At 64.3% G+C, this 19908-nt stretch carries 19 protein-coding genes; 12 read left to right on the forward strand and 7 right to left on the reverse strand.

What is annotated here, in order from left to right; all coding sequences use genetic code 11:
• The first annotated feature begins 26 nt into the window (after nucleotides 1-26).
• Nucleotides 27-1337 (forward strand): MFS transporter, encoded by a 1311-nt coding sequence (locus DMX12_RS14950; protein ID WP_110678354.1) that lies wholly within the window; start codon nucleotides 27-29, stop codon nucleotides 1335-1337.
• Here the strand turns inward: DMX12_RS14950 and DMX12_RS14955 are convergent.
• Nucleotides 1322-2284 carry a LysR family transcriptional regulator gene (locus tag DMX12_RS14955; RefSeq protein ID WP_110678356.1) on the reverse strand — a complete coding sequence of 321 codons (963 nt, stop codon included), beginning with the start codon at nucleotides 2282-2284 and terminating at the stop codon, nucleotides 1322-1324. The two genes, DMX12_RS14950 and DMX12_RS14955, sit on opposite strands and share 16 nt — an antisense overlap.
• 149 nt (nucleotides 2285-2433) lie before the next feature.
• On the opposite strand from DMX12_RS14955, the gene DMX12_RS14960 reads away from it, so the two are divergent.
• Entirely contained in the window at nucleotides 2434-3771 is a 1338-nt protein-coding gene (locus tag DMX12_RS14960) for a DUF1329 domain-containing protein (RefSeq protein WP_110678358.1), read from the forward strand.
• 90 nt (nucleotides 3772-3861) lie between these two features.
• Here the strand turns inward: DMX12_RS14960 and DMX12_RS14965 are convergent, their stop codons facing one another.
• The gene (locus tag DMX12_RS14965; protein ID WP_110678360.1) at nucleotides 3862-5820 is read right to left on the reverse strand and encodes an alkyl/aryl-sulfatase; all 1959 of its coding nucleotides are present in this window, start codon (nucleotides 5818-5820) and stop codon (nucleotides 3862-3864) included.
• A 106-nt stretch (nucleotides 5821-5926) separates the two neighbouring features.
• Nucleotides 5927-6826, reverse strand: coding sequence for a LysR family transcriptional regulator (locus tag DMX12_RS14970; protein ID WP_110678362.1), 900 nt, complete (start codon nucleotides 6824-6826; stop codon nucleotides 5927-5929).
• A 67-nt stretch (nucleotides 6827-6893) separates the two neighbouring features.
• Between DMX12_RS14970 and DMX12_RS14975 the strand changes: the two genes are divergently transcribed.
• The 5 genes from DMX12_RS14975 (at nucleotide 6894) to DMX12_RS14995 (ending at nucleotide 13625) form a co-directional block, all read left to right on the forward strand.
• Entirely contained in the window at nucleotides 6894-8165 is a 1272-nt protein-coding gene (locus DMX12_RS14975) for a 3-hydroxyacyl-CoA dehydrogenase (RefSeq protein WP_232108401.1), read from the forward strand.
• The gene (locus tag DMX12_RS14980) at nucleotides 8162-9949 is read left to right on the forward strand and encodes an acyl-CoA dehydrogenase C-terminal domain-containing protein (RefSeq protein WP_110678366.1); all 1788 of its coding nucleotides are present in this window, start codon (nucleotides 8162-8164) and stop codon (nucleotides 9947-9949) included. Before DMX12_RS14975 ends, DMX12_RS14980 begins: the two co-directional genes overlap by 4 nt.
• A gap of 41 nt (nucleotides 9950-9990) precedes the next feature.
• Nucleotides 9991-11154: an iron-containing alcohol dehydrogenase gene (locus tag DMX12_RS14985; protein WP_110678368.1), complete on the forward strand. Its 1164-nt coding sequence runs from the start codon at nucleotides 9991-9993 to the stop codon at nucleotides 11152-11154.
• A gap of 2 nt (nucleotides 11155-11156) precedes the next feature.
• Nucleotides 11157-11591, forward strand: a complete 435-nt coding sequence (locus tag DMX12_RS14990) for a thioesterase family protein (RefSeq protein ID WP_110678370.1) — start codon at nucleotides 11157-11159, stop codon at nucleotides 11589-11591.
• Nucleotides 11592-11771: 180 nt separating this feature from the next.
• Entirely contained in the window at nucleotides 11772-13625 is a 1854-nt protein-coding gene (locus DMX12_RS14995) for a DUF1302 domain-containing protein (RefSeq protein WP_110678372.1), read from the forward strand.
• A 34-nt stretch (nucleotides 13626-13659) separates the two neighbouring features.
• Here DMX12_RS14995 and DMX12_RS15000 read toward each other — a convergent pair whose 3' ends face one another.
• The gene (locus DMX12_RS15000; RefSeq protein ID WP_110678374.1) at nucleotides 13660-14337 is read right to left on the reverse strand and encodes a DsbA family protein; all 678 of its coding nucleotides are present in this window, start codon (nucleotides 14335-14337) and stop codon (nucleotides 13660-13662) included.
• A 582-nt stretch (nucleotides 14338-14919) separates the two neighbouring features.
• Between DMX12_RS15000 and DMX12_RS15005 the strand changes: the two genes are divergently transcribed.
• From DMX12_RS15005 to DMX12_RS15015, 3 genes are all read left to right on the forward strand, one after another.
• Nucleotides 14920-15732, forward strand: coding sequence for an alpha/beta fold hydrolase (locus DMX12_RS15005; protein WP_110678376.1), 813 nt, complete (start codon nucleotides 14920-14922; stop codon nucleotides 15730-15732).
• Between the two features lie 10 nt (nucleotides 15733-15742).
• On the forward strand, nucleotides 15743-16906 hold the full coding sequence (locus DMX12_RS15010) for a PAS domain-containing sensor histidine kinase (RefSeq protein ID WP_110678378.1): 1164 nt from the start codon (nucleotides 15743-15745) through the stop codon (nucleotides 16904-16906).
• Nucleotides 16907-17465: 559 nt separating this feature from the next.
• A complete protein-coding gene (locus tag DMX12_RS15015; RefSeq protein ID WP_009686623.1) occupies nucleotides 17466-17774 on the forward strand; it encodes a hypothetical protein in 309 nt (102 codons plus the stop codon).
• Here the strand turns inward: DMX12_RS15015 and DMX12_RS15020 are convergent.
• Nucleotides 17761-18012, reverse strand: a complete 252-nt coding sequence (locus DMX12_RS15020) for a hypothetical protein (RefSeq protein ID WP_110678380.1) — start codon at nucleotides 18010-18012, stop codon at nucleotides 17761-17763. The two genes, DMX12_RS15015 and DMX12_RS15020, sit on opposite strands and share 14 nt — an antisense overlap.
• A 62-nt stretch (nucleotides 18013-18074) precedes the next feature.
• Nucleotides 18075-18389: a hypothetical protein gene (locus tag DMX12_RS15025; RefSeq protein ID WP_110678382.1), complete on the reverse strand. Its 315-nt coding sequence runs from the start codon at nucleotides 18387-18389 to the stop codon at nucleotides 18075-18077.
• Between the two features lie 210 nt (nucleotides 18390-18599).
• Here DMX12_RS15025 and DMX12_RS15030 point away from each other — a divergent pair, with 210 nt between their 5' ends.
• Nucleotides 18600-18959: a hypothetical protein gene (locus tag DMX12_RS15030; protein WP_033691203.1), complete on the forward strand. Its 360-nt coding sequence runs from the start codon at nucleotides 18600-18602 to the stop codon at nucleotides 18957-18959.
• Nucleotides 18960-19031: 72 nt separating this feature from the next.
• Here the strand turns inward: DMX12_RS15030 and DMX12_RS29505 are convergent, their stop codons facing one another.
• Nucleotides 19032-19184, reverse strand: coding sequence for a hypothetical protein (locus DMX12_RS29505; RefSeq protein WP_177411266.1), 153 nt, complete (start codon nucleotides 19182-19184; stop codon nucleotides 19032-19034).
• A gap of 222 nt (nucleotides 19185-19406) precedes the next feature.
• Between DMX12_RS29505 and DMX12_RS15035 the strand changes: the two genes are divergently transcribed.
• A complete protein-coding gene (locus tag DMX12_RS15035) occupies nucleotides 19407-19907 on the forward strand; it encodes a methylated-DNA--[protein]-cysteine S-methyltransferase (RefSeq protein ID WP_110678384.1) in 501 nt (166 codons plus the stop codon).
• The last annotated feature ends 1 nt before the right edge of the window (nucleotide 19908 follow it).

Consider the following 19908-nt stretch of genomic DNA (forward strand, 5'->3'; position numbering starts at 1 on the left):
CCACAACAATAACAAGAGTACTCCCCATGACTGCGGATTCTTCCCTGCCCAACCCCCGTACCGCCTGGCTGGTGGCCGCGCTGCTGGCCCTGCTGATGCTGGTCAACTTTCTCGACAAGGTGGTCATCGGCCTGGTAGCGGTGCCGATGAGCGCCGAACTGGGCCTGACGGCTACCGAGTTCGGCCTGATCGGCGGCGCCTTGCACTGGTTCTTCGCGATCTCCGCCGTGGTCGGTGGCTTCATGGCCAACCGGCGCCCCACCCGCACCTTGCTGCTGGGCATGGGCCTGTTCTGGGCGCTGATCCAGCTGCCCATGCTGTTCGCCACCTCACTGTGGGCCATCGTTGCCTGCCGGGTGCTGCTGGGCATCGGTGAGGGGCCGGCATCGCCGGTGGCCACCCATGCACTGTACAAGTGGTTCCCCAACGACCGGCGCAACCTGCCAGTGGCCCTGCTGCATGCCGGCAGTGCCATGGGGCTGCTGGTGGCAGGGGCGATGATCCCCTGGGTCAGCCTGCATTACGGCTGGCGGACCAATTTCATCATCCTGGCGCTGATCGGCCTGCTGTGGAGCCTGCTGTGGTGGCGGCTGGGCCAGGAGGGCACCCTCGAGCGCCTGCGCGCCAGCCAGCTCAAGGCCGATGAACCGGCTATTCCCTATCGCCGGCTGCTGGGGGACCCCAGCGTGCTGGGCAACTACCTGTGCCACTTTGCCGCCAACTGGTCGTTGGCGCTCACGCTGACCTGGGTGCCCAGCTACCTCCAGGTTGGCCTGGGTATCGACCCGCTGCAGACCGGCCGCCTCTTCGTGATGTTCGTGGTCGTGACCACGCCGCTGAGCTTGCTACTGGCCTGGTTCTCCCAGCGCCTGATGCGTCGCCGCGTGCCGTCACGTGTGGCACGCGGCGTGTTCGTTTCAGTGTGCCTGATACTGGCTGGCCTGTTGTCGGCGTCGCTGATGCTGCCTGGCCTCAGTACAGTAGCAAGGGTTGCCGCGCTGACGCTCAGTGGGGGCCTGGCGCTGGTGATGTATTCCGTGGGCCCGGCCATGCTCGCCGAGTTCACCCCGGCGGCCCAGCGCGGCGGCATCCTCGCCATGGGCAATGGCATTGCCTCGTTGGCCGGGCTGGCAGCACCGCTGGTGACGGGCTTGCTGGTTCAAGGCGCGGGCAGCGCACACCCGGCGGGGTATGCCCAAGGCTTTCTGGTATGTGGCGCGGTGCTAGTAGTGGCCGGGCTTGTGGGGGTGGCCACGCTGAACCCGCAGCTGACCCAGCGGCGCCTGCGCGTGCCGGTTGCCGCTGGCGGGAAGGCGCGCGCTCAGACCGCTAGCTGAGCGCCGGGCATGGCCTCCAGCGGCTGTGCTTCTTTGCCGATCAATTCGCCTCGCCAGCGGCCGCTGTTGACCAGGTCGATCAGCACGCTGCGCACCAGGTCGCGCAGGCAACCGGCGGCGAACGACAGGGGCTTGTGCTGGGAGTGCGCCAAGGCGATGGTGCGGCTGATGGCGGGTTCGACGATACGCCGCGCCGCCGTAGGTTCCAGCAATGTGCTCAGTGGCGGCCAGTTGCTGATGGTCGCAGCCAGGCCCGCGCGCACCAGGCTGGCGATGCCGGGCGCCGATTGCTGTTCGTAGGCGGCGGCCAGGGGCACGGCGGCCTGCATCGCCGCTTGCTCGATGCGCCGGCGCAGGTGCAACGTTCTGGGCGGCAGCACCAGCCGGGTGGCTGCGGCTTCGGCGAGGCTGATGGTGTCGGGGGTGCCAGGGGCTGATGCACCGACCCAGTACAGCGCCTCGGTGAAGATCGGCTCGGCCTCGACATGCTCGAGTTCTTCGGCATTGGGTACCACGCCGAAGTCCACCTTGCCCAGCTCGATGGCCTGGCCGCCTTCACGGCTGAGGCCATCCCACACGGTCAGCGTCACGCCGGGGAAGCGCTGTTCGGCGCGCCTGAGAATTTCCGGCAACAGCAGGTCGGCGGCCGTGGCCGGAATGGAGATGGCCACATGGCCCTTGGGGTCGCCGCGGCTGGATTTCAGCTCATCCTTCACCGAGTCCAGTTTCTGTACCACTTGCCGGGCCACCTCGTAGAGCTGGCGCCCGGCATCGGTCAGGGCAATGCCATCGTGCTGGCGGTCGAGCAACTGCATTTCCAGTTCACTTTCCAGCAGGCCGATCTGCCTGCTCAGCGCCGGCTGGGCAATGTAGGCGCGACGTGCAGCCGAAGAGAAGCTGCCAGCGTCGACGATGGCGATCAGATAGCGGAGTTGTTTCAAGGTCATCGGAGCGGTTCCAAGGGTATGCCGAACTGATATGGCACGTATCCGAACACGTTATTTGTGGGGTTCGGAGCGCGGCTCCTAGTATCACCCCGAAAGCGCTTGCCAAAGCAAGCCGGCCAGGACCACACAACAACAAGAGGCCAAGCCCGATGAAGCCATTTGCCCTGCTGCGCAGCACCCTGTGCATCAACGCCAGCCTGCTGAGCCTGTGCGTGGCGGCCACGCCACTGCCCGTAGACTTGACGCCGGTGGGGGCCGAACGCGGGCCCAGTAGTGACGGCCGCATTCCGGCCTGGAACGGCGGCCTGCACGCGGGGCAAGTGTCGCTGACGGTCAACGGCACGCCACTGGACCCCTATGCCGATGAGCGGCCGCTGTATGTGATCAGCGCCAGCAACTACACCCAGTACCGCGAACAGTTGACCGCGGGGCAGGTGGCCTTGATGCAGCGTTATCCCAAGTCGTTTCGCCTGCCGGTGTACCCCTCGCATCGCAGTGTCGCGGTGCCGCCACGTGTCAGCGAGTGGGCCTGGCACAATGCCGCCAGCGCCCGCCTGGTCAATCACGGCAACGGCGTGGCGGGCTTCGCCGGCGTGGTGGCATTCCCCCGGCCGGGCAATGGCCTGCAGGTGTTGTGGAACCACCTCACGCGGCCGCGCAACGGCAGCTACAGCCTGGCCTCGGACAGCATTACCCCGCGTGGTGATGGCCGCTTCGCAACGATCAGCCTGCAACAGAACTTCGCCCGCCCCGACGGGCTGGAAGGCGGCCAGGCGGGCAACGTGCTGTATTACCTGAGTTACCGCATGACCGCGCCGTCGCGCCTGGCGGGCGATGCCGTGGTGCTGCACGAAACCCTCGACCAGGTGGCCCAACCGCGCCTCTCGTGGCTGTACAGCAGCAGCCAGCGGCGGGTGCGTCGCGCCCCGGCGCTGGCCTATGACAGCATCACCCCGGGCACGGCCGGCCTGCGCACCGCCGACAGCCGCGACATGTTCAACGGCGCCCCGGACCTCTACCAGTGGACCCTCGTCGGCAAGAAGGCCCTGCACGTACCGTATAACAGCTACCGTCTGGCTTCGCCGCTGCTCGGTTATGCCGCGCTGATCGGGCCTGGCCATGTCAACCCGCAACCCACACGCTACGAACTGCACCGGGTGTGGGAAGTGGTGGGCACCCTCAAGCCTGGGGCGAAGCACCTGTACGCCAGCCGCCGCTATTACCTGGACGAAGACAGCTGGGCCATCCTCGAGGCGGATTTCTTCGACCACGAGGGCCGGCTGTGGCGCACCGCCCAGGCGCACAGTTACTACCACGTCACGGGCCAGGCGCTGGTCAATGCCATGGAGGCGATCTATGACCTGCGCACTGGCCGCTACCAGCTGTCTGGCCTGACCAACGAGCAGCCCAGGCCATACGTCTTCGACGTACGCACCCATGCGTCCTACTTCTCCCCCGGGGCATTGCGCAGCCAAGGGTTGCGTTGAAACAGGCCCCTCATCGCTTCCGAGCACCGTCATACCCTTTGCAAGCGCCAGGTTTAGCGCCGCTCGTCTCAGGGCGGCGCTGTTGGTTATTCAAGGGGTGACGATATTGAAACGCCCGTCAGGCTCGTCCAGCCCTGCCATGAAACGCATGAACTTGACGCGCTCACCCCTGATGGCGATATCACCCACGGTTGCTTCCTTGAGAAAGCCGGTCTGCTTCAGGGCGATGCGGTCCAGGGTCGCCTTGCTCATGTTCACTTCGACATCTGCCTGCCCATGGCGGGTGTGGTCGCGGTGGGTGAGCACCCCGTTACGCAGGGTCAAGGCGTAGTCGTCGTTCAGGTCGGTGAAGTGCCAGTTGATGGTCAGGTCCTGCTCGGCGGCCTTGGCGGCATCCACGCGCACACCCAGGTAGTCGAAGAACAGCGTCGGGGTCAGGGCGCGTATCAGGTCGTCCGCGCTGCCGCCTTTGCTGGCGGCAGGTGCCACGCCGTTGCGCAGCTCTTGCGCACCGGTCAGGTACGCGTTGCGCCAGGTGGCGTTTTCGCTCTGATAGCCCAGTTGCTCCAGGGCGTCGGCCTGCAGCTCGCGCGCGGCGCGGTTGTTGGGCTGGGCGAACACCAGGTGCCGCGTCAGCTCGGCAACCCAGCGGTAATCACCGCTGCTATGGGCCTCACGGGCCAGGGTCAGCACCCGCTCGGCGCCACCCAGGGCCTTTACGTAATGCGTACCGGCTTCGCCAGGCGGCAAAGGGTCCAGGGTTGCCGGGTTGCCGTCGTAAAAGCCCATGTAGCGCTGATACACCGCCCGCACGTTATGGCTGAGCGAGCCGTAGTAGTCGCGGCTGTACCATTTGCTGGCCAGCCGGGGCGGCAAGCTGGTCAGCTCGGCGGCGATTTCGGTAGGGCCCAGGCCGCGGTTGATCAGGCGCAGGGTCTGGCTGTCGATGAAGGCGTACATGTCGCGCTGATCGGCCAGGTAGTCGCGTATCGCCGCGCTGCCCCAGGTTGGCCAGTGGTGCTGGGCAAACACCACGTCGGCCTGCTCGCCATAGCGCACCAGCGACTGGTCGAGGTAGTGCGCCCACACCTTGGCATCGCGCACCTGGGCACCGCGCAGGGTCAGCACGTTGTGCTGCACGTGAGTGGCGTTCTCGGCCATGCACAAGGCCTTGAACTGCGGAAACCACAGGTTCATTTCAGCCGGCGCCTCGGTGCCAGGGGTGAGCTGGAACTCAATGTCGACCCCGTCGATGCGCAGGGTCTCGAAGGACTGTTCGATCAGCCGGGTCGGGGCGATCAGGCTGACCGTGGCATTGGCTGGCACGCCTTTGCCGAGGCCGGCATCCACCTGGCCGCGTGGCCCGCGGGGCAGTGGCGCGCCGTACATGTACTGCGCACGGCGCTTCATTGCCGGGCCGGCCAGCACGTTTTCGCTGACGGCATGTTCGAAGAACCCTTGTGGGGCGATGACCTGTACCTTACCGGCCTTGACGTCCGCCTCGTCGACCACCCCACGTACCCCGCCGAAGTGATCGACGTGCGGGTGGGTGTAGATCACCGCCACCACCGGCCGCTGCGGGCGATGGCGCATGTACATGGCCAGCCCGGCCCGGGCGGTTTCCACCGACAGCAGCGGGTCCATCACGATCAGGCCGTGCTCGCCTTCGATCAGGGTCATGTTGGCCAGGTCCAGGCCGCGCACCTGGTAGATGCCCTCGCGGACCTTGTATAACCCGGCAAGGGTGTTGAGCTGGGCCATGCGCCACAGGCTCGGGTTGACCGTGGCCGGTGCATGGCCTGCCAGGAAGGCGTAGCGCTGCAGGTCCCAGACGGTCTTGCCGGCGGCATTGACCACGGGCTGGTCGACGGCTTCGAGCAGGCCGCGGCGGGCATTGTCGAAGTCGCTGCGGTCGTCGAAGGGCAGGCGCTGCAACCATTGCTGGTTGCTTTGGCGGGTGAACTCGCTGGCTTGTTTGGCCGGCTCGGCGGCCAGCGTTGCGTGGGGCAACGCCAGGGCCAGCAGGCAGGGCAGGGTGCGCAGGTGCATGGGGTGGTCCTTATTGTTCTGTTCTGAGGGCAAACACTCTAAGGACAGAGCTCGCTGGCGAACCAATACCACTCTTGCATGGCTCCCCATGCCCAATTGCGATGGCTTAGCCAGCACCGATGTCCATGATGCGCGCCACCAGCCAGGCCAAAGCCGGGTCGTGCTGACGATGGGCAAGGTACACCAGCTCCAGTTGGAAAGGCTGCAGGGCGAACGGCAGCTCGAACACCTGCAATGGCAGCAGCCTGGCGAAATGGCGGGCCAAGGCGGTAGGCAGCACCACGCACAGGTCGGAGCTGGCGGCCAGGTGCGCGGCCTGCAGGTAATTGGGCGTGGTGTAGACGATGCGCCGGGCCAGACCCTGTTCCCCCAGCCATTGGTCGACCATGCCACGCGTCTGGCCGCCGTGCACCCACAAGTGGCGCAGGGCGAGAAACGCCTCAAGGTCGAGTGTGCCCTGCACGTCGGGGTGGCCCTGGCGCACCGCCACGTGCAGGGTTTCGCTGCGCCAGTGGCGCCGTTCGTAGCGGGCGGGCACGTCATCGAAGCGCCCCAGCACCAGGTCGAGTTCGCCCCGGTCGAGGGCTTCGGCAGGCAGGTTGGGCGCCAGGTGCAGCACATCCACGCGCAAGTGCGGGGCCTGGGTTTGCAAGGTGGCCAGCAACTTTGGCATGCACAGCTGTTCAGCGAAATCGGTCAGAGCGATGCGCAGTTGCCGGTGGCTAAGCCTGGGGTCGAAGCGGTCACCAGCGCCAAGGGTTTGTTCGATCTGCAGCAAGGCCGCGCGAATCGGGCCTTCCAGGGCCAGGGCGCGCGGGGTGGGGCGCATGCGCCGGCCGACGCGCACCAGCAGCGGGTCGCCCAGCAGGTCGCGCAGGCGTGCCAGCGCATTGCTGACCGTCGGCTGGGTCAGTGCCAGGCGCTCGGCGGCCCGCGACACGTTCTGTTCGCGCAGCAGCATGTCCAGCACGCGCAGCAGGTTGAGGTCGAAGTTGGCAATATTCATGCAAAAAATACATGGGATGGAAAATGAGAATTTCAAAAATAGTAGGCGCCTGACTAGGGTGAGGGCAATGCCTTCACAACTCGAACCAGGAGCGTCACCCGTGAGTACCCTCTACAACATTCAGCAGGTGGCGGTGATCGGCGCCGGCACCATGGGCCGTGGCATCGTCATCAGCCTTGCCCGTGCAGGCCTTGCAGTGCAGTGGCTGGACAACGACCCCGGCGCCACCGAAGCAGGCCTGGCCATGATTGCGCAAACCTGGGCACAACAGGTTGCCAAAGGCCGCATCGCTCAGGCCGAAGCTGATGCTTGCCTGGCGCGCGTGCACCCGGTCATGGCCTATGACGACCTCGCCGCAGCCGACCTGGTGATCGAAGCGGTGTACGAGAGCCTGGCGCTCAAGCAGGCCATCTTCCGTACCCTGGACAGCACGCTCAAGGCCGACGCCATCCTGGCCAGCAACACCTCGGCGTTGGACATCGACGCCATCGCGGCGGTGACCCGCCGGCCCGAACAGGTGCTGGGGCTGCATTTCTTCAGCCCGGCCCATGTGATGAGGCTGCTGGAGGTGGTGCGCGGGGCGCGCACGTCGCCGGCGGTGCTCGACGCGGCCCAGGCCATCGGCCAGCGCATGGGCAAGGAAGTGGTGGTGGCCGGCAACTGCCCGGGTTTCATCGGCAACCGCATGCTCGCCAGCTATGTGGCCGAGGCGCGCAAGCTGCTGCTCGAAGGCGCCACGCCGCGGCAGGTGGACGGTGCGCTGCAGGCGTTCGGCATGGCCATGGGCCCGTTTCGCATGTACGACGTGGTCGGCCTCGACCTGGAGTGGCGAACGCGCCAGCTGGCTGGTAACGGCATGGATGCGCCGCTGGTACAGGTCGACAATGCGCTGTGTGCGCTCGGGCGGTTCGGCCAGAAAAGCGGCCAGGGCTATTACCGGTATACCCCCGGCAGCCGTGAAGCCGGGCACGACCCCGAAGTCGACGCGCTGGTGCTCAAGGTCGCCCAGGACCTTGGCGTGCACCGGCGCCCGATCGACGACGAGGAAATCCGCGAACGCTGCCTGCTGGCACTGGTCAACGAAGGCGCGAAAATTCTTGAGGAAACGGTGGCGGGTTGCAGCGCTGACATCGACCGGGTGTACCTGCATGGCTATGGTTTCCCGCACCAGGCCGGCGGGCCGATGCATTGGGCCGACCAGCAGGGCCTGAGCTTGCTGCTGGCGCGGCTGGAACGCCTGCAGGGGCTGTTCGGCGAGCATTGGCGCCCGGCCGGGTTGTTGATGCGCCTGGTGGCCGAGGGCAAACGACTGGCCGACGTCCGAGGGGGCCGTGCATGAACTACCGAGCCCCCCTGCGTGACATGCACTTCGTGCTGCACGAACTGTTCGATGTGACGGCGCACTGTGCCCGCCTGGGCAATGAACTGGACCGTGAAACCATTGACGGCATACTTGAGCAGGGTGCACGTTTCGCCGGCGAGGTGGTTGCACCGCTCAATCGCCAGGGCGATGAGCAGGGCTGCCACCTGGAGCAAGGCAGCGTGCGCACGCCCGAGGGCTTTCGCCAAGCCTACCTGCACTATGTGGAGCAGGGCTGGGGTGGCATGACCGGCCCGCTGGAGCATGGTGGGCAGGGCCTGCCGCAAATGGTTGCGGCCTGCTTCCATGAGATGCTGATGGGCGCGTCGCTGTCGTTCCGGATCTATTCCGGCCTGACCGAGGGCGCCGTGCTGGCCGTGCACCGGCATGGCAGCGCAGCACTCAAGCGCGACTACCTGGGCAAGCTGGTCAGCGGCGAATGGGCCGGCACCATGTGCCTGACCGAGCCGCAGGCCGGTACCGACCTGGCGCTGCTGCGTACCCGTGCGGAGCCGCAGGGCGATGGCAGCTACCGCATCAGCGGCAGCAAGATCTTCATCAGCGGCGGCGACCAGGACCTTACCGACAACATCGTCCACCTGGTGCTGGCGCGCCTGCCGGATGCGCCGGCCGGTGTGCGTGGCATCAGCCTGTTCCTGGTGCCCAAGTTCGAATGCGCCGCAGGCGGTGGGTTGGGCCCGCGCAATGCGCTCGAATGCGGCGCACTCGAGCACAAGATGGGCATCAAGGGCGCGGCGACCTGCGTAATGAACTTCGATGGCGCGCGCGGCTGGCTGGTGGGGGAGGCCAACCAGGGCCTGGCGTGCATGTTCACCATGATGAACGACGCGCGCTTCCAGGTCGGGCTGCAGGGGCTGGGCATCGCCGAAGCAGCCTTCCAGGGTGGCTTGGCCTATGCGCGCGAGCGCCTGCAGTCGCGCAGCCTGGCAGGGCCGGTGGCGCCCGAGCGCAGTGCCGACCCGATCATCTGCCACCCTGATGTTCGGCGCATGCTGCTGACCCAGAAAACCCTCAGCGAGGGCTGCCGCATGCTGGCGGCGTTTGCCGTCCAAGCGCTGGACCTGGAGCACGGTGCCTTGCAACCCGAGTTGCAGGCGGCCGCCGGGCGCCGGGCGGCATTGCTGATTCCCATCGTCAAGGCCTTCCTCACCGATGTTGGCCAGGAGACTGCCAGCCTGGGCGTGCAGCTGTACGGTGGGCATGGCTACATCCGTGAATGGGGCATGGAGCAGCTGATGCGTGACAGCCGCATCACCCAGTTGTACGAGGGCACCAACGGTATCCAGGCGCTGGACCTGATTCGCCGCAAGCTGCTGGGCGATGGCGGCGAGCAACTGCGCCTGCTGATCGATGAGCTACTTGAAGCGGCACGCAACTGCCCCGTTGAGGCGCTGGCCGGGATGGCCCGGGTGGTCGCCCAGCGCCTGCAGGAGTGGCGCAACCTGAGCGCCGAAGTGCTGGATGCCTGCCGCAGCGACCCCCAGGAAATAGGCGCGGTGGCGGTGGATTTCCTCGCCTATTCAGGCTACGTGCTGCTGGCCGCACTGTGGCTACGGGCGGCCGAGACCGCCAGTGCGGCCTTGGCCACAGGCAGTCGGGACCGCGCCTTCTACCAGGCCAAATTGCACGCGGCTGCCTTCTACTGGCAGCGGGTATTGCCGCGCGCCACTGCCCACTGCGATGCCCTGCGCGGCGGCGCACAGTGCTTGATGAGCCTGGATGAAGCGCACTTTGCCTTTTGACCTGGCCCCGCTGTTCACCCACAAGAACAAGGAACATGAGCATGCAGCCTTTCAGTTTTGCCACCACCCCCCACCTGCTATGCGAAACCGGTGCCGCCGGGCGCCTGGCCCAGCTATGCAAACGCCGTGGCGTGCGCCGCGTGCTGATCGTGACCGACCCCGGCATCGTCAACCTGGGCATGCTCGATGACTTGCTGCCAGGCTTTACCCAAGCGCACCTGAGCGTGGCCATCTTCAGCGAGGTCAGCGCCGACCCCAGCCATGCCTGTGTGCTGTCGGCCGTGGGCCGGGCGCGGCATATCGGCGCCGAGCTGATCGTCGGTTTCGGCGGCGGCAGCTCGATGGATGTCGCCAAGCTGGTTGCGCTGCTGGCACACCCGGGCTGTGACCAGACCCTGGAGGCGGTCTATGGCATCGACCAGGCCAAAGGCCAGCGCCTGCCGCTGATTCAGGTACCGACCACCGCCGGGACCGGCTCGGAGGTCACCCCCGTCGCCGTGATCACCACCGGCGAGGCCGCCAAGCTGGCAGTGATCTCGCCGTTGTTGTTGCCTGACCTGGCGCTGCTCGACGCCGAGCGCACCCTGGGCCTGCCACCGGCGATCACGGCGGCCACGGGGATAGATGCCATGGTCCATGCCATCGAGGCCACCACCAGCCAGTTCAAGCGCAACCCGATGTCCAGCCTGTTGGCCCGGGAGGCGCTGACGCTGCTGGCAGGCAACCTCGACCAGGCAGTTCACAACGGTGGCAACCTGGCGGCGCGCCAGGCCATGCTGCTGGGTGCCTGCCTGGCCGGGCAGGCATTTGCCAACGCGCCGGTGGCAGCGGTGCATGCGCTGGCCTACCCGTTGGGGGCGCGCTACCACGTGCCGCACGGGTTGGCCAATGCACTGGTGCTGCCGCACGTGATGCGCTTCAACCGGCTGGCAGCGTTCGCCGACTATGCTGCGCTGGCCCCGGCACTGTTGGGCGAGCGCCTGGTGCCGGGCGGTCCGCATGAGTTGTGCAACCAGTTCATCGATGAGCTGGAGCAACTGGCGCCACGCTGCGGCCTGCCCAGCCGGCTGCGGGATGTCGGGGTACCGCGGCACAGCCTGCCATTGCTGGCCGAGGATGCCCTGCAACAGCAACGGTTGTTGGTCAACAACCCGCGCAAGGTCACGCTCGACGATGCCTTGGCCCTCTATGAGGCGGCGTTCTGACCATGGGCAGGGAACGCCCGCGGCGTGGCGCCTACCGCCACTTCCAGCCGATCACCACGCGGTGGCACGACAACGACCTGTATGGGCATGTGAACAACGTGGTGTATTACGGCTTTTTCGACAGTGCCGTGAACACCTGGCTGATCGAACACGCCGGCCTGGATGTTCACCACGACCCGGTGGTGGCTTACGTGGCAGGGTCTGCCTGCGACTACTTCGCCGCCGTCGCGTTCCCGCAGCGCATCGAGGTGGGCATTGCCGTCGAGCGGTTGGGCAGCAGTTCGGTGCATTACGCCCTGGCCGTGTTCGCCGAGGGCGAGCCCCAGGCCTGCGCCGCTGGCCGCTTCACCCATGTGTTCGTCGATCGCCGCAACAACCGCCCGGTCGCGATTCCCGCCAGATTACGCAGTGCCTTCGCCCGCCTGCTGCCGGTTTAGTTGCGCGCCGTTGCCCTTGGGCCATAACGAAGCGGCATGGCATTGATCCGAACACGCTATTTGTGAGCGTAATCAGCCCTCCCTGATACTGCCCGTCACCGACACCGCCGGCCTTGGCAGCCGGCGTGTCCGCGCTGAACCCATCATTTTCCTCATTACTAGAACAACAAGAGGTCAAGCGTGAGCGCACTCCTTCCAACCTGCCGGCGCCAGGCGCCGCTGGCGGCCCTGTGCTGCCTGCTCGCAACCCCGGTTGCGGGCGTTCAATTCGACGTTGGGCCGCTGCAAGGGCGTTTCGATTCGGCCCTGTCATTGAGCACCGCCGTCAGCACTGCCAACCCCGACAAGCAGCAGCTGCAGGCCGCCAATGGCAATGACGGGCGACGCAACTACCGGTCGGGTGACGTTTTTTCGGTGCTGTTCAAAGGCACCCATGACCTGGAGGTGCGTCGCGGTAACCTGGGTGTATTCCTGCGGGGCAGCTATTGGTACGACACTGCGCAGCGCGACCACAGCCAGCGGGCCGTCGACATCGACGACCGCAACCGCCTGGTCTCGGCGAAAACCGCAGGGGCGGAGCTGCTTGATGCCTTCGCCTACGGCCTTTATGACATTGCGGGTGAGCCCGGTTCGCTGCGTGTGGGCAAACAGGTGGTCAACTGGGGGGAAAGCTTGTTCATCCAGGGCGGGCTGAACGTGATCAACCCATTCAACCAGGCGGCGCTGCGCCGGCCGGGCGCAGAAGTGAAGGACGCCCTGGCACCGGTCAACCTGCTGTATGTCACGCAGAACCTCAACCAGGCGGTGTCTTTCGACGCCTTTTATCAGTTGGACTGGGAGCAGACCCGGCTGGAAAACTGCGCAACGTTCTTTTCCGGCAACGACTTCATGCCCGAAGGCTGCCAGGGCCTGGATGTCGGCGGGCAGGCGCTGACCAACCCGGCCGTGTCGCAGGCCCTGGCGCCGTTCGGTGTGACGCTGACGGCGGAGGGCGTACGCGTGCCGCGAGGCGCCGACCAGGATGCGCGCGACGGTGGCCAATGGGGGGTGTCGTTGCACTGGTACGTGGAACCTCTGGATACCGAGTTCGGCCTGTTCGCGGCCAATTACCACAGCCGCTCGCCCTACCTGGGCACGGTCAGCAGCCGCTATTACGCCAATACGGGCTTTGCCCGTGAACTGTGCGGCAACATCGGCGTGGCGCTGGCCAGTTGCGGCGCGTTCATGGCGTCCGGCAACGGGCAGACCCTGGCTGGCGCGCTGCGCATGGGTACCTCGCAGTACCAGGCGCAGTACCCCGAGGACATCCGCCTGTACGGTCTGACCTTCGCCACCACCTTGCGCAACGGCGCCGCCGTGCAGGGTGAACTGAGCTACCGCCCGAACATGCCGGTGCAGCTCAACGGCAACGATGTGCTGCAGTCATTGCTCAATGCCCCTGGCCGCAGCCCGCTCAACGCCGACGGCCTGCGCCCGGCGACAGGCTACACCCCGTTCGACGGTTATCGGCGCAAGGAGGTGACCCAGGCTCAGGTATCAGTGGTGCAGGCATTCAGCCAGGTCATGGGCGCGAACCAGTTGCTGCTGATGGGCGAGGTTGGGGCGACCTATGTCGGCGGGCTGGAGGGACGGTTCGGGCCGCGTTATGGCCGTTCCGGTGCCTACGGCAACGGCGAGCTGGCCGACAACAGCCTGTGCCTGGCGATTTCGAAGAGCCCGGGCGACTGCAACAACGAGGGCTTCGTCACCGCCTTTGCCTGGGGTTACCGCCTGCGGGCGACCTGGAGCTACCCCAACCTGGTCCAGGGCCTGGACATTCGCCCAGGCCTGGCCTGGGCCCACGATGTCAGGGGCTTTTCGCCGGCCGACAGTTCGGCTTTCAACGAAGGCTCGCGCTCGATCAGCTTGGGCGTGGACGTCAGCCTGGCTAGCCAGTACTGGGCCGGCCTGGCCTATACCGCTTACCTCGACGGCGATTATGGCACCCGCGGCGACCGCGATTATGTGGCGTTCAGCGTGGGCGCCAACTTCTAGAGCAGCCTGGCGGCAAACACTGTGCTCGACGGCTTCAGACTGCAGCCCGCCTGAACTGCTCGATCGTAGCGATCAGGCGTTCTGGCTGGTTGTAGAGGTCTGGCCCGCTGAAGGCATGCATGCGCTGGTCGAGCTCGACCAGCAACAGCGGCACACCATTTGCGCCCGCTTTGCGCATCAGTGCCTGCGCTTCGGTGAAGCGGGCCGAGGTTTGGCTGGCCAGTTGCTGTTGCCGGGTAAGCGCCGTGAGCAGTGCCTGCGCATCGGCCGTGAAACCCTCCTGGCCCAGGAAGTCGGCAGTGCAGGCCGCCACTACCTCGGACGACGAGGTATCAAGGCCATCCACATAGCGCGCTGTTTGCAGGGCCGCGTACAGCTTTGGCTCCAGCGCCTTGCCGTACCCTCGGGCCAGGGTAAGCGCACGGCTGACCGGCATTGAGTCGAACCGCAGCGAGCGGCCACCGAGAATCTGCTTGAAATACAACTCGCTGAAGGGCTGGCCGGTGAGTGAAGCGATTCGCAAGTCGTTGGCCCGGGCGAAGTGGGCAAACTCAGCGTTTATCTGCCGTGCACCTGGCCCTGCGAAAAGCCCTGTCGGGTGCATCTCCAGCTCACCGGCGAAGCGCTCTGCCAGGTGCTTCAGCGTGTCGGCGCTGGCATAGCACCAACCACAGAGCGGGTCGAACAGAAAGTGCAATTTCATAGCGGCCATCATCAGGCTCCTTGAATGTGATGGCGCCAGACTATTCGATTGGTATGCGCGGAAATAGGCGATTACACCGCACAGATTATTGCGCAAACCGGGCAAATGCTGTTCGAAAACCTGCCTGTCGCAGCCGAGCCTTTTCCCGAAAACGGTGCACGGCTTCGGCCGCCCCAGCCCCCTGCTGGGCAGCGCTACACCGTGGCTGAACTTTTGCCGGCGTTGATGGCTCTGAGCCATTCCCACAGCGCATTGTGCGCTGCGGCATCTCAGAGACCCTGTCATGTTTTCCGATGAATTCCTGGTTGCTTATGTCGTGGTCGAGGTGGTGCTGGTCGTGGCGGCTTTTGCTATCGGCGTTCACCTGACCGAGCGCTAGGGCATACAAAAGCTGCGTGATCGATGGTTTTTTCGGAACTATCCATCTGCATCCTGTATGGTGCCGGTTTAAGGCTTCGAAAGTGGATCGGCTTCGCGCTCAATGTCATTCAGCAAGCACTACAGGCAGCTTGATCTGCAGTCCACTATGCTCTCAGGCAGCATGGACTGGTTGGTTTTATCAGCGCAATGTCGACCGAAATCGGGATATGTATGACTGTACAGCAGCGTAACAATGTACATATCGAGGGTGACGGCCCGGCTACCCTGATTCTGTCTCACGGTTTTGGCTGCGACCAGTCGATGTGGAAGGCGTTGTCGCCGCATTTCATTCCACACATGCGTGTCATCACCTACGACCTGGTCGGTGCTGGGCAGTCCGATCTCGCTGCCTACGACAGAGCGAAATACTCGACCCTGTTGGGCTATGCCGATGACCTGAACGCAATCATCGATGATTTCGGCCAGGGCCCGGTCATTATTGCGGGGCATTCGGTCAGTGCCATGATCGGTGTGCTGGCCGAGCTACGGCAGCCAGGCAGAATCGCGGGGCTGGTGTTGATCGGGGGGTCGCCTTGTTACATCGACTCGGACGGTTACAACGGCGGCTTCAGCCAGGAGGATGTGCTGGGGCTGCTGTCGATGATCGATGAGAATTACCTGGGCTGGTCCAGCACCATGGCGCCTGTGCTGATGGGTGCGTCGGGTGAGCCCGCGATGCAGGAAGAGTTGGTAAGCAGCTTCCGTCGCACCAACGCGGAGATCGCCCGGCATTTCGCCCGCGTGATCTTCTTGTCCGACCACCGCGAGGATGTGAAAGGCTTGAATGTGCCGACGCTGATCCTGCAGAGCAGAGTGGACCCGGTAGTTCCAGTGGCCGTGGGCGAGTACCTGGAAAGGGTGATGCCCAGCAGCCAGCTTGTACTGGTGGACAACATGGGCCATTACCCGCAGCTCAGCGCCTCCAGCGCCTGCGCCGCGGCCATGGACGGGTTTTTCGCCCGCCTGGGGCTGGGTCGTGAATGATCCGACCGTGATGTTCGACGCGTCTTACTTCGAGCAAGCGCCTTGCGGCTTGGTCGTCATGGAGGCGGACGGCACACTGCTGCGCTGCAACGCCACCTTTGGCAACTGGCTGGGGTATGACGTAGCGCAGTTGAAACAGCGCAGTTTCGATCAGTTGCTGACCACCGTGGGCCGTACCTTCCAGCTTACCCACTGGGGGCCTTTGCTGAACTTGCAGGGCTCGATTTCCGAGGTGAAGGTCGGCCTGCGTCACCGCGATGGTCACGTGGTGGCCATGCTGCTCAATGCCGTGCGCCGTGAAACCGCTGAAGGGGTTCGCTTTCAGCTGGCCTTGTTCAGTACCAGCGAGCGTGATCGTAACGAGCACACGGTGTTTCAGGCCATGCAGCGGGCCGAGGAACTGCTGGCGCAAAAAATCAGCGCCGAGCATGCCCTGCAGCGCGCGCAGGACGACCTGGCCCTGGCCTACGCCGAGGCCCAGCGGCGTGCGCTACTGGCCGAACAGATGGTGGCGGTTGCCAGCCATGATTTGAAAAACCCCATGACCGCTATCCGGATGGCCACCGAACTGCTGGGGCGTGATGCGCAGGGCGAGCGGGCCCGGCGCCTGTTGGGCAGCATCAACACATCGGCCGAGCGCGCGCAGCGCATGATCGTCGACCTGCTGGATTTCGCCTCGGTCAGGCTAGGCCAGGGCATCAGTATCAAGCGTCAGCGAGTCGACCTGTTGCGGGTGGTGGATCAATGTGTCAGCGAGCTGAGGATCACCTTCTGCCACGCCAGTATTCGCCATCTTTCCCGCGGGCAGGCCATGTTCGAAGTGGATCAGGACAGGCTGCAGCAAATGATCGGCAACCTGGTCGCCAATAGCGTTGCCTACGGTGACTTGCGCCAGCCGATTACGGTGACCACTGACTGTTTCGCGGACAGCGTGCTGATCAGTGTGCACAACCACGGCCCCGCCATCGCCGAAGCAGTGATACCCACCTTGTACGAGCCAATGACGCGCGGCAGCGACCGCCAGGAAGGGCTGCGGTCCATCGGCCTTGGTCTGTTCATTGTCAAGGAAGTTGCCCACGCCCACGGCGGGCACATCTCCATGACCTCCAATGCCGTGTACGGCACCACCTTCATGGTTCAGTTGTACAAGGAGCGCCCGGCCACCGAGGCGTAGTCACTTCTGACCTGTCAGTTTTTCCGAGTGAGACTCGGGAGTATGATGGCGCAAGGACAATTAAAAAGGCGGCTTACCTGGTAGTACGTTCTCGGTTTCTCGTGGGGGTAACAGGAGCGTGTCGCATGATGAAATTCCAATCGCTGGCAGGCGCTGTGTGGTTGGGGTGAGTACCCTGTTGTTGGCAGGCTGTGCCCATGATGGTGATGTGCGTGACAGTCATGACTGTCGCTCTGCTGTGCTCGAAAGCTTGATTGACCACGCGCTTTGAGCTCAATTCGTAAGCGCGACGCGGCTTGTGTGGGAGCGGGCGTGCCCGCGAAGAAGCCAACGCGGTGGCTTGCACCGGCTACGCCGGTGTTCGCGGCGGTTTGACGCCTCGACATGCCCGCTGCCCCAAGGACCTCGCTAAATCAATGAGTTATGTGTTCTTCTATGAGGGCGGGCTTACCTGCGATGGGCTGCGCAGCAGCCCCTTAACGGGTGATACAGCATCACGCACTATTAAAGCAGTTTGAATGGAGAGCAGCGGGTGGAAGCAAGAAGCGTTGTCGCCGAAATGTTCATTGGAATCCCGACGCATTTCTGGGTATTGCCCGTGGCCGGCCTGGTAGCCTATTACGGTTTGAAATGGTCGGTCAGGTTCGGTAGCCGGGCCACCCTGTTGCAAGTCTCGACTTACCTGTTGTTGCTGGCACTGGCAGTGCTGCCCAATGGTATTTATGCGCTGTTTCCGCCCACGCCTGATCCTGATGTGCTGCTGAACAACGCGCCGTTACCCAATTACGCAGGCCGCTTTTATCTGGACGCGTTCTACGTTTTCAGCGGCTGGGCACTCAGTAAAGTGGTGAAGCTCAAGTTTCGCTAGGCCGGCGCTGCGGCCAGCTTTCACCTGCGCGCTCGCCGCCATCCATTCTCGCAGCCACGGCGCGCAGTTGCTCCGCAACCCCATCAATAGCGAGCACGTGCGCGGTGACATCGATGTCGCCTGGCGAACTGCCGCGAGCCAGCATGAAGCGCGCATGGCCACTCATGGTCTGGCTAAGCTGGTCCAGGTGATCTGCTGTTCTGACCAGATCTGACTTGATGGTGCGAAGCGTTTCCATAATGCGGGGCCTGATTGTCTGATGCTGTTGCGCCTGGGGTCAGCAAAGGCAGGCCTGAGTGATCAGGCCTCATCCAGCAACAGTTCCGGATCGAAGAAGAACGAGGCCAGCAGCACCGCGGTGATTACGCCCGATGCGTCGGCAATGAACAATAGCAGGGCGCTGGCATCGCCCGGGGTGAGGTGGTTCCTCAGGGCGAAGTCCACGCCGTGCGGGAACGCGGCGATCATCAGCAGCATGGTGGCTAACAAGGCAGAAAGCAACTTCAGATAGGCGCGTCCGAACGCCAGCCCAAAAGCCCAGAACACCAGGATGCAGAGGACAGCCAAGCCAGTGGCGGTTGCATATTGGGTGAGTAGTTCCAGCCACCAGAGCATGGCAATCTCCTGAACGAAGCGAGCACTGAGTCAAGGTAAGTGAACAGGGCCAGCCCGAATCTGCGCTGCCTGTTGCTCATCAGAAGCGGAGCGGATTCAATTCGTTCCGTCGTTATAAGCATATAGTCGCTGTAACGCGCTGCCGTTGAACAACAGGCTTCTCATGGCCAGACTTTGGTTGATTGGTCAGTCGGTATCGGTCTCGTTAGAATGCAGCATATCCATACGAGTCAATTGCAAATGCATACTTTTCGTATTTTTATCAGTTCATTGTTAATCGCCGGCCTCGCCGGTTGTGCCACGCCTGGCAAGCCGACGGCCAGTAAGCTCAGTTCGAAAACGCCCCAGGAATATGCGGCCTGCGTCTTGCCGAAATGGCAGGCTGTGGCCCCGCAAGCCACGCAGAAATCGATTGCCCATGGCTATCGGCTGACGGCATCCAGTGCCGTGGCCAGTGACGATGTACTGGAGGTGATCGATTCAGGCGAAGGCAGCCGTGCTACGTTCTACAAAGGCAGTTTCTTGTCCGGGGACAAGTTGCGCCAGGCGGCCAAGGATTGCCTGGACTGAAACAGCGCCGAGCGCGGCTGGGTCCTTTCAGACCGCGCCAGGTTTCAACCGGGCTTACGACTGCTTGATCAGTTAGCGCCCGGCCCCTCGGCGTACCACACTGCATATCCAGCGCTTGCCGCAGCGATAGGGCGCACGGATGAAGGTAAGTTCCGCGATGCGCCGCGCCCCCTGAGCCTTGAGTGCCTGGGCGAGCTGGGCGAGCGTTTCTGCCACGATGGTCATGGTGCACCTCATGAATTGACTGCATTCATAATTCTCGACCCATCAGAAGAACCCGTGACTCAGTTCGATTAGGGTTAATCACAAAGTGATAGTGTGGACGCCTCAGTCCGCCCGTCCGGTGCGGATCAGTGCCTGCTGTGCAGTTACCCGAGCAAGAAAGCGGATGCGCCACAGACGGTGGATCTTTACAGTGGCGGCATCGCAATCTGCAGGAGCCCGCTGATGTCCAGCGCATTCACCATCATGCAATCGCCTGTCGGCACGCTTACCCTGGTAGCGCGCGGCGATCGCCTGGCAGCCGTGCTGTGGGAGAACGAGCGCGAAAACCGCGTGCGCCTGGGCGCTCTGCACAGTGACGATCAATGCCCGGTGCTGCTGGAAACCGCTCGCCAACTGGGTGAGTACTTCAGCGGCGAGCGCCGACAGTTCGAGCTGCCGCTGGATTTTGCCGGTACCGGGTTCCAGCGCCAGGTTTGGGCCGCGTTGCTGGCCATACCCTTCGGTGAAACCCGCAGCTACGCCGAGATTGCCCGGCAGGTCGGCAACCCCGGTGCGGTGCGTGCAGTGGGCGCGGCCAATGGCCGCAACCCCATCTCGATCATTGCGCCTTGCCACCGGGTCATCGGTTCATCAGGCAACTTGACCGGGTTTGCCGGCGGGCTGGCGGCCAAGCAATACCTGCTGGCGCTGGAAGGGCGGCAGAGCCTGGCGCTGGACCTTTAGC

Origin of the sequence: Pseudomonas sp. MB-090624, from assembly GCF_003205245.1 — a bacterium.
GTDB lineage: Bacteria > Pseudomonadota > Gammaproteobacteria > Pseudomonadales > Pseudomonadaceae > Aquipseudomonas > Aquipseudomonas juntendi.

Bases quoted from the DNA above. Each gene is read 5' to 3' on its own strand.
- DMX12_RS15035 (WP_110678384.1), top strand. From the start codon at position 19,407: ATGTCCAGCGCATTCACCATCATGCAATCGCCTGTCGGCACGCTTACC.
- DMX12_RS15010 (WP_110678378.1), top strand. From the start codon at position 15,743: ATGTTCGACGCGTCTTACTTCGAGCAAGCGCCTTGCGGCTTGGTCGTC.
- DMX12_RS14975 (WP_232108401.1), top strand. From the start codon at position 6,894: ATGCCTTCACAACTCGAACCAGGAGCGTCACCCGTGAGTACCCTCTAC.
- DMX12_RS14955 (WP_110678356.1), bottom strand. From the start codon at position 2,284: ATGACCTTGAAACAACTCCGCTATCTGATCGCCATCGTCGACGCTGGC.
- DMX12_RS14985 (WP_110678368.1), top strand. From the start codon at position 9,991: ATGCAGCCTTTCAGTTTTGCCACCACCCCCCACCTGCTATGCGAAACC.
- DMX12_RS15025 (WP_110678382.1), bottom strand. From the start codon at position 18,389: ATGCTCTGGTGGCTGGAACTACTCACCCAATATGCAACCGCCACTGGC.
- DMX12_RS14990 (WP_110678370.1), top strand. From the start codon at position 11,157: ATGGGCAGGGAACGCCCGCGGCGTGGCGCCTACCGCCACTTCCAGCCG.
- DMX12_RS15000 (WP_110678374.1), bottom strand. From the start codon at position 14,337: ATGGCCGCTATGAAATTGCACTTTCTGTTCGACCCGCTCTGTGGTTGG.
- DMX12_RS14965 (WP_110678360.1), bottom strand. From the start codon at position 5,820: ATGCACCTGCGCACCCTGCCCTGCCTGCTGGCCCTGGCGTTGCCCCAC.
- DMX12_RS14950 (WP_110678354.1), top strand. From the start codon at position 27: ATGACTGCGGATTCTTCCCTGCCCAACCCCCGTACCGCCTGGCTGGTG.
- DMX12_RS15020 (WP_110678380.1), bottom strand. From the start codon at position 18,012: ATGGAAACGCTTCGCACCATCAAGTCAGATCTGGTCAGAACAGCAGAT.
- DMX12_RS15005 (WP_110678376.1), top strand. From the start codon at position 14,920: ATGACTGTACAGCAGCGTAACAATGTACATATCGAGGGTGACGGCCCG.
- DMX12_RS14980 (WP_110678366.1), top strand. From the start codon at position 8,162: ATGAACTACCGAGCCCCCCTGCGTGACATGCACTTCGTGCTGCACGAA.
- DMX12_RS29505 (WP_177411266.1), bottom strand. From the start codon at position 19,184: ATGACCATCGTGGCAGAAACGCTCGCCCAGCTCGCCCAGGCACTCAAG.
- DMX12_RS14960 (WP_110678358.1), top strand. From the start codon at position 2,434: ATGAAGCCATTTGCCCTGCTGCGCAGCACCCTGTGCATCAACGCCAGC.
- DMX12_RS14970 (WP_110678362.1), bottom strand. From the start codon at position 6,826: ATGAATATTGCCAACTTCGACCTCAACCTGCTGCGCGTGCTGGACATG.
- DMX12_RS15015 (WP_009686623.1), top strand. From the start codon at position 17,466: ATGTTCATTGGAATCCCGACGCATTTCTGGGTATTGCCCGTGGCCGGC.
- DMX12_RS15030 (WP_033691203.1), top strand. From the start codon at position 18,600: ATGCAGCATATCCATACGAGTCAATTGCAAATGCATACTTTTCGTATT.